The organism is Allomuricauda sp. ARW1Y1, assembly GCF_013407935.1.
GTDB lineage: Bacteria > Bacteroidota > Bacteroidia > Flavobacteriales > Flavobacteriaceae > Flagellimonas.
Genome location: NZ_JACBZU010000002.1, coordinates 286,460 through 299,209, shown reverse-complemented (window position 1 = coordinate 299,209; position 12,750 = coordinate 286,460). Strand labels below are relative to the sequence as shown.

At 44.3% G+C, this 12,750-nt stretch carries 14 protein-coding genes; 3 read left to right on the top strand and 11 right to left on the bottom strand.

The window, feature by feature from the left end:
• Positions 1–40 precede the first annotated feature (40 nt).
• A complete protein-coding gene (locus tag GGE08_RS06155; RefSeq protein WP_179384022.1) occupies positions 41–1,075 on the top strand; it encodes an oxidoreductase in 1,035 nt (344 codons plus the stop codon).
• An 11-nt stretch (positions 1,076–1,086) separates the two neighbouring features.
• On the opposite strand, the gene GGE08_RS06150 is transcribed toward GGE08_RS06155, so the two are convergent.
• The 7 genes from GGE08_RS06150 to GGE08_RS06120 all read right to left on the bottom strand — a co-directional run bounded on the left by GGE08_RS06150 (position 1,087) and on the right by GGE08_RS06120 (position 7,916).
• A complete protein-coding gene (locus GGE08_RS06150; protein WP_179384021.1) occupies positions 1,087–1,530 on the bottom strand; it encodes a hypothetical protein in 444 nt (147 codons plus the stop codon).
• Entirely contained in the window at positions 1,527–2,054 is a 528-nt protein-coding gene (locus GGE08_RS06145; protein WP_179384020.1) for a hypothetical protein, read from the bottom strand. Before GGE08_RS06145 ends, GGE08_RS06150 begins: the two co-directional genes overlap by 4 nt.
• A gap of 32 nt (positions 2,055–2,086) precedes the next feature.
• A complete protein-coding gene (locus GGE08_RS06140) occupies positions 2,087–2,629 on the bottom strand; it encodes an RNA polymerase sigma factor (RefSeq protein WP_179384019.1) in 543 nt (180 codons plus the stop codon).
• 178 nt (positions 2,630–2,807) lie between these two features.
• Complete coding sequence (locus GGE08_RS06135) at positions 2,808–4,634, bottom strand: ABC transporter ATP-binding protein (RefSeq protein WP_179384018.1); 1,827 nt, start codon at positions 4,632–4,634, stop codon at positions 2,808–2,810.
• A gap of 4 nt (positions 4,635–4,638) precedes the next feature.
• On the bottom strand, positions 4,639–6,345 hold the full coding sequence (locus GGE08_RS06130) for a phospho-sugar mutase (RefSeq protein ID WP_179384017.1): 1,707 nt from the start codon (positions 6,343–6,345) through the stop codon (positions 4,639–4,641).
• 58 nt (positions 6,346–6,403) lie between these two features.
• Positions 6,404–7,351, bottom strand: coding sequence for a glycosyltransferase family 2 protein (locus GGE08_RS06125; RefSeq protein ID WP_179384016.1), 948 nt, complete (start codon positions 7,349–7,351; stop codon positions 6,404–6,406).
• Positions 7,352–7,394: 43 nt separating this feature from the next.
• Entirely contained in the window at positions 7,395–7,916 is a 522-nt protein-coding gene (locus tag GGE08_RS06120) for a DUF4199 domain-containing protein (protein ID WP_179384015.1), read from the bottom strand.
• A 158-nt stretch (positions 7,917–8,074) separates the two neighbouring features.
• Here GGE08_RS06120 and GGE08_RS06115 point away from each other — a divergent pair, with 158 nt between their 5' ends.
• Both GGE08_RS06115 and GGE08_RS06110 read left to right on the top strand, forming a co-directional pair.
• Positions 8,075–8,344 (top strand): type B 50S ribosomal protein L31, encoded by a 270-nt coding sequence (locus tag GGE08_RS06115; RefSeq protein ID WP_166522010.1) that lies wholly within the window; start codon positions 8,075–8,077, stop codon positions 8,342–8,344.
• An 80-nt stretch (positions 8,345–8,424) separates the two neighbouring features.
• Entirely contained in the window at positions 8,425–9,606 is a 1,182-nt protein-coding gene (locus GGE08_RS06110; RefSeq protein ID WP_179384014.1) for a GlmU family protein, read from the top strand.
• Between the two features lie 81 nt (positions 9,607–9,687).
• Here the strand turns inward: GGE08_RS06110 and GGE08_RS06105 are convergent, their stop codons facing one another.
• From GGE08_RS06105 to GGE08_RS06090, 4 genes are all read right to left on the bottom strand, one after another.
• Positions 9,688–10,398, bottom strand: coding sequence for a hypothetical protein (locus tag GGE08_RS06105; protein ID WP_179384013.1), 711 nt, complete (start codon positions 10,396–10,398; stop codon positions 9,688–9,690).
• 67 nt (positions 10,399–10,465) lie between these two features.
• Positions 10,466–11,545, bottom strand: a complete 1,080-nt coding sequence (locus GGE08_RS06100; protein WP_179384012.1) for a family 16 glycoside hydrolase — start codon at positions 11,543–11,545, stop codon at positions 10,466–10,468.
• 285 nt (positions 11,546–11,830) lie between these two features.
• Positions 11,831–12,322 (bottom strand): VOC family protein, encoded by a 492-nt coding sequence (locus tag GGE08_RS06095; RefSeq protein WP_179384011.1) that lies wholly within the window; start codon positions 12,320–12,322, stop codon positions 11,831–11,833.
• Between the two features lie 136 nt (positions 12,323–12,458).
• Entirely contained in the window at positions 12,459–12,749 is a 291-nt protein-coding gene (locus GGE08_RS06090) for a helix-turn-helix domain-containing protein (protein WP_179384010.1), read from the bottom strand.
• Position 12,750: the final 1 nt, after the last annotated feature.

The window sequence follows — 12,750 nt, the reverse complement described above, 5'->3', positions numbered from 1 at the left end:
AAGGTATGATTTCTGCGTACTTTTGAAGAAAATAAATACCATGAGAGCACTTCTTTCCCTTTTTGTTGCCTTACTTATTATTTCCTGCGCAGAAGAACGCAAAGAGCAACCGTTTCAATCGGTAACGGTAACTCCAGTTTACGAGGACTCCGTGAGTATTAGGGCCATCATCTTTCTGGATGGTAGAACCTTGGCCTTTGCTGGCAGCAATGGAATATACGGCACGGTGGACGTGAATTCCAATAAGGTGCGAACCAATACGCAGTATTACGATTCCATCACCCCAAGTTTTAGGGCGGTTGGCGGTACGTCGGAAGATTTTTTTATGCTTTCTGTGGAAAGTCCGGCGTTGTTGTACAAAACAGGGGAACAGGGCAAAATGGAATTGGTGTACACCGAAGCGGGCGAGGGTGTATTTTATGATAGCATGGCTTTTTGGAACGATTTGGAAGGCATTGCCGTGGGCGATAGTGTAGGTGGATGCCTTTCCATCATTATCACCAGGGACGGAGGTAAAACTTGGACCAAATTGAATTGTTCTGATTTGCCAGAAGGTGTTGATGGCGAAGGTGCCTTCGCTGCCAGCAACAGTAACATTGTGACGAAAGGCGACAAGGTTTGGATAGGAACCACGGTGGGAAGATTGTATTTCTCCGGAGATAAGGGTATGACCTGGGAGATACAGCAAACCCCTATCGTTTCGGATGAATCAACCCAAGGTATCTATTCCATGGACTTTTTTGACGAACAAGTTGGATTTGCTATTGGAGGCGATTACACCGAACCCGAATCCAATATGAAAAACAAAATAAAAACCACAGATGGTGGTAAAACATGGGGGTTGATAGCTGATGGTCAAGAGCCAGGCTACAAGAGTTGTGTGCAGTTTGTACCCAATTCCGAAGGTCAGGGCCTTGTGGCCATTGGGTTTACGGGAATTTCATATTCATCCAATGGGGGTGAGACGTGGCGGGAACTAAGCGAAGAACCCTTTTTTACGCTACGCTTTCTTAACGATTCCACGGCTTATGCCGCTGGAAGTAAACGAATTGCGCGATTGGATTTTAAAAAATAGCAAACACATTTTTATCCACCACCACGCCGTTTTCGGAATTCTTGAATCATTTGCCGCTTAAAGTCTTCTTCAGCCTTGACCAATAGGAGAACCTTTTTGGCGGGGATCACGGTTCGCAATCTGGATAAAAATTCCTGATCCACCTTTTGTTTTTCAAATTGTAGTTCGAGCAATCTGTCCAACAATCGTTCAGAATCAGTATTGGAAAGGTCTTGTGCCCGTGCGATATTGACCTCTAATTCCGCACGTTCTTTACGTCGGATTTCTTCCAAGGTATCCTCATGCTCATTGTAAATGGGCCAAAATTGCTGCGCTTCTTCGCTAGTCAACCCAACGCGCTCTGTAATAAATGCCACTTTTAGGGTCTTAATGCGATCTCGCACAGGTCCTTGGGCATGCATCAAAAAAGAGACAAGCAATAGGGTACAGCTTATGAGTGTTCGTTTTGTCATCATGGGGTCGCTTCTAAATTTAATTCTTCAATATCGTCCACATTTTCATCCAAATAATCCATAAGGATGTCATCTTCCAAATCGTCGGTCAACACATCGTTGAGTTGAATATCCGTTACGGAAACCACTTCGGCAATTTCATAGGAACTCATGTCGAGGTCGGTCTGCTCAAAATAGGCCTCTATTTCTGCATTGGCCAGATCATCAAAACTGATGGGCTCGGTATTCGGATTCCAGTTGATGCCAAACAACAGCACCAATAAGGCAGCAACGGCTGCGGCTCCGTAATAAAATTTACGGTTAGGCTTGAACGAAATCACTTTTGGCTCTTTCTCAACAGACTTGGACAAAATAGTAGGGGTAAGCCCATCCAAATAGCCATCGGGAACAACAAAACCATCGGTTTTGGGAATACGGCTTTCCGCTTCTTTCACTTCTTCCTCGTGGATTCTATCCATCAAACGGTCGTTGAAGCTTTCGAAGTAGCCCTTGGGAGTTTGAAAATTATTTTTTTTGTCCTTTTTCATATGTTGTTTTGACTACTGAATGTGCCAAAGGTTTAATTTTCCTTAAGATACGTTTCTATTTTTTTAACCGCCAAATGGTAGGAGGTCTTCAATGCGCCCACAGAGGTCTCCAAGGCTTCCGAAATATCGGTATACTTCATTTCCTGAAAATACTTCATGGTAAACACCAATTTTTGCTTATCGGGTAGGGTAGAAAGCGCTTTTTGCAGTTTCAGTTGTATCTTATCACCTTCAAAATACACATCTGCCTGCAGGTTTTCCACCATTCTGTCCTTCAATTCTTGGTCGCTGATTCCCATTTTCTTTGACCGTTGCTTCAAAAATGTCAAGGATTCGTTGGTCGCAATGCGGTACATCCACGAATAGAGCTTGCTGTCGCCCTTAAATTGGTCGATATTCCGGTAGACCTTGATAAAAGTGTTCTGGAGTACATCGTCCGTATCGTCATGATTGAGTACAATCCTTCGGATATGCCAATACAAACGTTCTTTGTAAGTGTTTACCAACACCTCAAAGGCTTTTGCACGGCTGGCTTCCTGCTGGAGCTCTTGGACCAAAGTTTCCTCAGCGATCAATATTCTTATGGTTTGATGCTTAGACTAAGGTACAAGGAAAAGGTTTAATTCTTCTATGAACAATTTTCAATGAGCAATAAACAATCTGCAATGGTAAAGGGACAATGGATAAAGGATGAAGGTCGAAGATTCATGTGAGTCAAACCGGAAAAATCTAAAAACCCAATTACCAAGTCATCTATGAAGCAAATGATTGCATCTCTACCAGCTTTTTATAGCTTTTCGCGGATTTCATGAGCTCTTCGTGGGTGCCTTGTTCCACAATTTCGCCTTTGCTCATCACCACAATGGTATCCGCATTTTGTATGGTGGACAGTCGATGCGCAATAACAATCGAGGTTCGGTTTTGCATCATTTTTTCGAGGGCATCCTGCACCAAACGCTCACTTTCGGTATCCAAGGCCGACGTAGCTTCGTCCAAAATCATAATAGGTGGATTTTTGAGTACCGCCCTTGCAATGGACAAGCGCTGTTTTTGCCCGCCGCTCAATTTGTTTCCGCTGTCGCCAATATTAGTGTCGTAACCATTGGGCAGCTCCATGATAAAATCATGTGCATTGGCCACTTTTGCGGCTTCCATAATTTCGTCCATGGTGGCATTTTCCTTGCCCAAGGCGATATTGTTTTTTACCGAATCGTTAAAAAGGATGGAATCTTGGGTCACCAATCCCATTAAGCCACGTAGGGATTTTTTGGTAATATTTTTAATGTTGGTACCATCAATTAAAATATCACCTTGGTTCACGTCGTAAAAACGCGTTACCAAATTGGCCACGGTGCTTTTTCCGCTTCCGGACTGCCCTACCAGCGCAACGGTTTTTCCTTTGTCCACCTTTAGGTTGAAGTTTTTGAGGACGTAATCATTCTCATATTTAAATCCAACTTCTTTTAATTCAATTCCACTAGTAAAGGATGATTTTTCTTCGGCTCCTTCCAAATCTTTGATGGGATTATCGGACTCAAGGATTTCCAGAACACGTTCTGCCGCAGCATTTCCTTTTTTGACCCCGTAGGAAGCTTTACTGATAGCCTTGGCCGGGGTTAAAATATTATAGGCTAGGCCCATGTAGGCAATAAATGAAGAGGCATCCAAAGTTTTATCCACCAATACCATTTTACCACCAAACCACAACAATACGCCAATGACCAAAATACCTAGAAATTCTCCGGTGGGTGAGGCAAGGTTTTGCCGATTCAACAACGAGTTGGAAAAATGAAAAAAGCGGGTAGTCGAATGTTTAAAGGTTTGATAAAATCGGGATTCTGAATTAAAGGCTTTGATGACGCGAAGTCCGCCCAAGGTCTCCTCCACAATGGATAGGAACTCACCCTGTTCCTTTTGTACACGGTCCGATTTTTTCTTTAAGGACTTTCCGATTCGGGATATGATCATTCCCGCTACAGGGATAAAAACAAAAACAAAAATGGTCAGTTTTGTACTGATACCGAACATTACCAAAATCGTGAAGAATATGGTGAGCGGTTCACGCACGATCAGCTCTAAAATGGACAAAAAGGAATGTTGTATCTCCAAAACGTCAGAAGTGATTCGTGCAATGACATCCCCTTTGCGTTTTTCCGAAAAGAAGGAAATGGGCAGGTCCACAATTTTCTGGTACATTTTGTTTCGGATATCCTTGAGTACCCCATTCCGAAGAAAGGTAATGAAGTACATCGCCAAATAATTGAAAAGATTTTTCAACAAAAACAAAGCAAGTACCAATCCAATGACCAACACCAATCCTTTCATCTCATCATCACCAGAATAGGCGGTAACCCGATAGTTGATATAATCCTGCAAATAATCCTTGAGCGAAGAAAAACCTTGATAAACGGGTTTGGTAAACACTTTCTGCTCTGGTTTGAACAGCACGTCCAACATGGGAATCAAGGCCGCAAAGGAGAGGGCACTGAAAAGTGCGTAAAGAATATTGAAAAAAATATTCAGGGCTCCGTATCTGCGGTATGGTGCCGCAAACCGAAGAATCTTTTTAAAGTAGTTCATTCACTTATAAATTCAGCTCTGAGAGGATACCATCTATTTTGGTTTCCAACTGCGAATTTACGGATTTATAATCTGCCGCCTTCTCCAATTTTGCATTTGTGCTGATGTAGAACTTCACTTTGGGTTCGGTTCCGCTGGGTCGGGCCGCAATTCGGGTGCCATCCTCCGTTTCGTAAATGAGCACGTTGGATTTGGGCAAGTGCAGGGTATACTCTTCTCCTGTCTGCACATTTTTGACGATGGAGGTGTTATAATCCTCAATGTACAGCAGTTTGGAACCTTGCACGCTGTCCACGGGGTTTTCCTTGAAATCCTTTAGCATCTGTTTAATTTCTTCCGCACCGCTCATTCCTTTTTTGGTGAGGGAAATCAGTTTTTCCTTGTAGAATCCAAATTCCACGTAGGCATCTATCAAATCCTGATAAAAAGAGCTACCATTGGCTTTGGCATTGGCAGCGATTTCGCAGGCCAGTAGGGTAGATGTTACGGCATCCTTATCGCGGACAAAGTCGCCCACCATGTACCCAAAACTTTCTTCTCCTCCACCAATAAATTGGGAATTCGGGAAGTCCTTAATCATTTTACCGATCCATTTAAACCCAGTGAGCGCTGTTTTGAACTCCACTCCGTAGGCTTTTGCCATTTGCTGCATCATGGGTGTGGACACAATGGTCGTAGCGATGAACTCATTGCCCTTGAATCCTTTGGCCTTGTATTGGTCCAACAGAAACTTGGTCATGAGCACCATGGTCTGGTTCCCGTTCAGCAGTTCCATTTTCCCTTCGAGGTTACGCACGGCGATGCCCAAACGGTCACTGTCCGGGTCGGTGCCTACCACCATGTCGGCTCCGATTTCCTCGGCTTTGGCAATGGCCATGGAAAGGGCTTCCGGCTCTTCTGGGTTGGGCGATTCCACGGTTGGAAAATCACCATCGGGCTTTGCCTGTTCCTCGATAATGGTCACGTTTTTGTATCCTGCACGCTTCAACACCTCTGGAATGGCAGTGATGGAGGTGCCATGTAATGAGGTAAACACGATTTTGAAGTCATCTTTACCTTTGGCTCCAAAGCTTCCGTTCTTTACCGATGCTTCAAAAAAGGCTTCGTCCACTTCTTCATCAATGTGGTGGATTAACTTTTCATTCTTATCAAATTTGATGTCCTCAAAGGAAAGGGAATTGATCTCTGCAATGATTTCCCCATCCTGAGGCGGTACAATCTGCCCACCATCGGCCCAATATACTTTGTATCCGTTGTATTCTGGAGGATTATGGGAGGCTGTAAGGACAATTCCAGCATGGCAACCCAAGTATTTTACAGCAAAGGATAGTTCGGGCGTGGTCCGCAGATCGGAAAATAGATGCACTCGGATGCCATTGGCCGAAAATACATCGGCTACGGTTTTGGCCAAGGATTGCGAATTGTGGCGGCAGTCGTAGGCAATTACCACTTTTAAATCATCATCGGTGTACGATTTTTTAAGGTAATTGCTCAATCCCTGCGTATTTTTTCCAAGCGTGTACTTGTTGATTCTATTGGTGCCAACGCCCATTACACCGCGCATACCACCCGTACCGAACTCCAAATCCTTATAAAAACGTTCCTTCAGTTCTTCGGGGTCGTTATCCATAAGGTGTTTGATTTCCTTTTTCGTGTCTTCGTCAAAAAAGTCGGTTAACCAAGATTGCGCTGTTGCTGTAATGGAATCCATAGTTGTTTATCGTTGTTTAGATTTCTAAAATACAAAGTTTAGAGGGTTTGGAAACACCTTAAAGGTTAATTTTATCCGAGATATTGTATCGCGTATCGTTTTTTCGGGACCGAACCATGATCTCGCCCAAAAAACCAGCCAAAAAAAGCTGCGTACCAATGATCATGGCCGTCAAAGCGATATAAAATTGGGGGCGTTGTGTGATCAAACGACCAGCGGGGTTCAAAAAGAGCTTGTCGATACCCAAGTAAAGTGCAAATCCAAAGCCTACCACGAACATCAATACGCCCCAAGCTCCAAAGAGGTGCATCGGCCTACGGCCAAACTTGGAAACGAACCAAATGGTGATCAAATCCAAAAAACCATTGATAAAACGTTCTGCACCAAATTTAGTGGAACCATATTTTCGGGCCTGGTGCTGCACTACCTTTTCAGTGATATCGGAAAATCCCGCATTTTTGGCCAAAACAGGAATATAGCGATGCATTTCGCCGGAAACCTCAATAGTTTTGACCACTTTGTGGTTGAAGGCTTTCAGCCCACAGTTAAAATCATGAAGCTTGACACCGGATGTTTTACGGGCGGCCCAGTTGAAGAGTTTGGAGGGGATGTTTTTGGTGATAACGGAATCGTACCGTTTCTTTTTCCATCCCGAGACCACGTGGTGCCCGTCTTGGGTGATCATGGCGTACAGTCCGGGGATTTCTTCGGGATTGTCCTGTAAATCGGCATCCATGGTGATTACGACTTCGCCTTCGGCGGCCTTGAAACCGGCATGGAGGGCCTGCGACTTGCCGTAATTCTTTAAAAATTGGATACCCTTGACGTTTTCATTGCTTTGGGACAGTTCGGAAATGGTCTCCCATGACCCGTCGCTGCTGCCATCATCAATAAAAATGATTTCATAAGAAAAATGATTGGATTGCATCACTTGTACAATCCAATCATGTAGTTCTTTTAGCGATTCTTGCTCGTTAAGTAAGGGAATTACAATGGAAATCTGCATTGTTCGATTCTGGAATTCCCTTCAAAAGTAGCATTTTTTTGGATTAATATTCCGGTTGGGACTTTTTCAAGATCAGTCCGGAGATAAGACCCAGGATCAATCCCAATACGGAGTTCATGATCAACAGTACGGGATATTGGATCCAAGCAAAGCTTTTTTGCATCTCCACGCCTTGTTCCCACTGTTCCTCGGTCATGTTGGGGTTGTTGGCCATTGCCTTTGGTTTGGCCATTTCCATAACCTTGTCCATAAAGTCGGGTTCAATGAAGTTGGTCAAAACAAATTGATAGATCAAAGAAATGATGGCGGCCACCAAGGCGACGCCTACGCCCACCTTTAGGGCTTGGGAGATGGTCAAAAATCCGCCGTTGGCCTTTTTAAAGGCATTGACCGCAAAGAAAACGATCGCAGCGAGAATGACGATGGATATTACGATAACGGCCGTGCTCGTTTCGTAATGCATTTTTTGGGTGTACAGCATTACGCCGAATACCACAGAGATCAACCCGGACAAGAGTCCATAGTTGAGCGCAAATTTTCCAGTTTTAGCTTGTTGTTCTTCCATTGTTTAAAAATTAGTGTTGCTTACAGAGGTTAGTTATCGAATGCTTACATTTGTTACATATAAATTTACTTTTATTTTTTTAGTGATTTTAAGTTGGAGGTGTCAAAGAAATCATTAAATTTGCACCCTGAAAATTCTGAGATTAAGCATTTAAGACGATGAGAAAAGGTATACACCCAGAAAACTATAGATTGGTTGCTTTTAAGGACATGTCCAACGACGATGTGTTCATTACAAAGTCCACTGCTGAAGCGAAAGAGACCATCACTGTTGATGGTGTTGAATACCCTTTGGTAAAATTGGAAATTTCAAGAACATCACATCCTTACTACACTGGTAAGACCAAATTGGTGGATACCGCTGGTAGGATCGATAAGTTCAAGAACAAGTACAAGAAATTCAAGAAAGAAGAGAAGGAGGCCGAGTAGGTCGCACCTTTCATCGAAATATAGGAACGCCCTCGATACTTTCGGGGGCGTTTTTTATTTTTGATGTATAAAGCTGAACCATGAACTATATCCTATCCGACGGTTACCACCGCGAAGACCTTTTCCCGTTTACGTTTACACGTCCCGTCGCAGGCATTCGTGTGGGTATCCTCACCATTCACGAGAAGTGGGAAAAATGGCTGAACGCTTCGGTAAGCTTTCAAACGGAGGAATACCTTTCCCAGAAGTTTCCTTTGACCACCGCAAACGAAAATATGGTAATCAACGGGAGCTATTTACCAAACGCAAAATTGGTGGAGGCCATTGGTAACTTGAACATGGGCGAAGCTTTGATAGGGGACGAGGGCTATATCGCCTATGTTACCGAGAACTTGGAAACGGGCTTTGAAGAATCGGCCTATACGGCCATTCCTTTTGAGGAGGAGGTACTGACCATTAAAAATACCTGGGACATTTTTTCCAAGAATGCCGAAGCACTTCAAGCGGATTTTGATTTGGTGACCCAAGGAAAGAAAAGTCAACCGATACCCGACACCAACCAGGTCAAGAGTCCAGAAAATATTTTTATCGAGGAAGGCGCTACGGTGGACTTTTGTATTCTGAATGCCTCCACAGGGCCCATTTACATTGGTAAAAACGCCTTGATGATGGAAGGCTGTACCGTTCGCGGTGGACTGGCACTGTGCGAGGGAGCCATTTTAAAAATGGGCGCCAAAATTTATGGAGCCGTCACCGCAGGACCGGGCTGCAAATTGGGGGGAGAAGTGAACAATGCGGTCCTTTTTGCGAATTCCAACAAAGGGCACGATGGCTTTTTGGGCAATTCGGTCTTAGGAGAATGGTGCAATATTGGGGCAGATACCAATACGTCCAACTTGAAGAACAATTATGCTCCTGTACGACTTTGGAACTACAAAACAGGTGGTTTTGCCAAAACGGGCCTACAGTTTTGCGGACTGATGATGGGCGACCACAGCAAATGTGGCATCAATGTGATGTTCAACACAGGAACCGTGGTAGGGGTGAGCGCCAATATTTTTGGCAGTGGCTTCCCCAGAAACTTTATTCCCAGCTTCAGTTGGGGTGGTGCCACGGCAGGCTATACTACGTTTAAGACAAACAAGGCCTTTGAGGTAGCCGAAGCTATGATGAAGCGTCGTAATATGGAATTTAATGAGACCGAAGCCCAAATTTTACAGCACGTGTTCGAGTTGACGCAGCAGTGGCGGAATTTTTCCTAGAGGTAAAATGTTGATTACGAAGGAAATCCACATGTTGGCAACACAATACTATCCATTTCAATGGTGAACCCAGATTTTCATTCAGTTCTTGCTATAATCGCAGGGTGCATTGATCACAATTTGTTTATTTATGGTTTGAGAGGCGCTCAGCCGTTCCCTTGAATCCAAATCTCCATAAAAATCAGTGATGTACGTTTCAAATAGCAGTCCGTTGGGAAGGTCAGGTGCTGTCTTCCATTCCTCGTAAGCTGTAGGAAAATCCAATAAGGGCATATGTTCACCAGCTTCCTTATCGACTATGTAAAACTGCGTTGCCAGTTTCAGCCGTTTTATCCTTTTTGGTCTAATGGAGGTTAGTTTGTAGCGATAGTAGGATTTGTTGCCTACAATCGTGTCGGTCAAAGTGACAAAATCATAATTTTTGACCTGATATTGAAACGGATTTTGGTATTGCCTCACCAATTCACAGGGTACTTTAAAAAGTTGATTTTCATAAAAAACCGACTTTGAGATTTTAAAACGAAACGCTACCCCTTCGTAATCCCTAAAATCCATCATAAAAGTGAGGCTATCCAATTCGGTCAAGATTGCCCTGTAATTGTTTCGTTGTGAATGGGTCAGATATATTTTGGTGTAGGTGGTATCCGTTTCCCTGAAAATACGGGAATTTTTGCGAAGCGAATCTTTAAAATAGGTCACCTCATATTCCAAAAGATGGTCAAACTCATACGTTTTCTGGGCGAAAGCCGGATGAACAATAAATAGCATAAACCATAAAACAAACGGTCTCATAAAGATTGGTTAAGCGTCCCATATCGATGGTCTTAAATGTAGCCAAATCTTCTGAACCTCCCGAATCTTATTCCAACTTCCCAATCAATCCCCAACCGTTGGCCTTATCAATGACGACGCAGTGCAGCATATTGCTACCTTTTTTAAGATGCAATGGGATTTTGTAAGCTCCGAGGCCCAAATGCCCCTGAAATTGGTTGTTTTTGGACCGAAAGGCATTGTTTCCGTAAAAAATAGGTGCTCCATTTAAATATAGGATGATCTTATCGCTATAATCGAACGAAAACCATTGGGTGAGTGCTTGGTTGGTGCTTATGGTGGTCGATGCCACGGTATACACCTCTGGATTGCCCTCAAAATTTCCCGAACTGGGTTTGGGTACGTATTTGGAGATGGGCAATAGGCCCGAAGTTTCCGTTCGTACCCTTTGGGTGGGCATTTGTGCAAATTGGGCCGGGTTGATATTGCCTTCCTCGTACAGTTTTGCCTTGGTGAGTTCCCATTCGGTGATCATCCCTACGGGAGGGGTGCGGATAGGGTAAGGCTCCTTGGCGACGGCCTCGCCTGTGGGGGTAACCCTGATATTGGCAAACCGGTTTCCGAACAAAGCCCAAATACCAACGGCACCGGAGAGGTTACCGGATTTAAGATGTTCCACTTGCAGCGCTTGTTCACCATTCACAAAAACAGTGGCAGCAAGGTCCTGTACCTCAATGCGCAACTTGTTCCACCCTTCGGTAAGAAAGGCCACCTGTGCCTGATGTTCGGGGTAAAGCTGCCAATTGCTCTCTCCATGGTAGGTAGGCGTGTACTGCACGGCATCCACCTGTCGGGATTTATGCATTCGCATATAGATTTCCTCAAAGTTTTGCTGCTGTTTGCGGAACAGAAAGCCGGCAAAGCTGCGTTTTTGGTTGGCGTACACCTCCAGTTCCAGCACGCCGTTGGAGAAGTCGAGGTTATTGGCAAAGGCCTTACCGTTCAGTAGTAGGGTAGGACGACCGTCAAAGGTTTCGAAGGTAAGCTCACTGCCCGGTTCGGCGGTCCAAGCGCTAGGTTGTAGGGGAATGTTTTGTGTGGTTTGGCCGTGGAGCAAGTGGGCAGCTACCAGCATACCCACCCAAAGGGTGTTGCGTAAAAGTGTCATCTGTTCGCTTTTTGATATGCTATTGGTCGGAGGAGTTTGGGAATCCTGACGTAGGGGAAATAAAATGGTGGATAATAGAGGTGATTTTATAAGGTCTAGCAGTGTTATTGGTGTTTAAAAGTCTCAGAATTAATTCATTAAAAATTTTAGGGGTTAGAGAGATTGGATAAAAAATACTACTAATTTAAAACTTGTGAAAAACTAATTTTCAATAGTCTTATCAACACAACCCATTGCCTTCAAGTGGGTTGGGTGCGTTTTATGGGAAAGGGGAATGTATTTGTTCTAGCCATTCAACTCCGCCAACAAGTCTTGGAGGTCGAGGCGTCTGGTGTACATTTGTATGCTTCCATCGGGTTCTTGTGGCCAGTCCGCTCGGGGGCGGTCCCAATAGAGTTCCACACCATTGCCGTCGGGGTCGTCCAAGTACAGCGCTTCGGAGACACCATGGTCCGCCGCTCCGGTCAAAGGGTAGTCGGCCTCCCGTAAACGTTGTAAAATCTCTGCCAAGTCCTTGCGGGTAGGGTAAAGGATGGCCGTATGGAATAGCCCTGTGCTGTTGGGCGGTGGTGGTAGCCCGTTTTTGCTCTGCCAAGTGTTTAGGCCAATATGGTGGTGGTAGCCCCCCGCCGAAATAAAAGCAGCTTGGTCGCCTATGGTGGTTATGATCTCAAAACCCAAAAGCTTATGGTAAAAGTCCAAGGCGCGTTGTAGGTCCGCCACCTTTAGGTGCACATGTCCAATTCGGGTGTTTTTGGGTAATTGGTAGGGTTCCATAAAATTCGATTTAGATGATAAAAAGAGGCTGTACCAAAGGCGCTCAACCTGACAGATAAAAGCTTTTCAGACCGCCTCTTTCGTTGTTATTCGCTTACCTCAGCTTTGTCCGTAAAAGGGTGGGTGCGGTACTTGTTTATTGAATTGAGATGTTCAGATTTTTTCCTAGTCCAAGTTCTATCAATTTGTAATAGGTTGAAACTTGGATATCGCTCAAACCGCGCTCAATCCGTGATATGTAACTTTTTTTTGTCCCAGTCCTTTCCGCAAGCTCTTCTTGGGTCAGGTTAGCTTCTTTTCGTGCTTCCTTGAGCATTGCACCCAGTCGGAAAGCAAGAGCTTCCGCATCATATTTGTCGCGCTTTTCAGTTCCCTTTTTTCCGTATTTTTGAATAAGTATGTCTTCAAAATCAGTTACGTTTTCCATA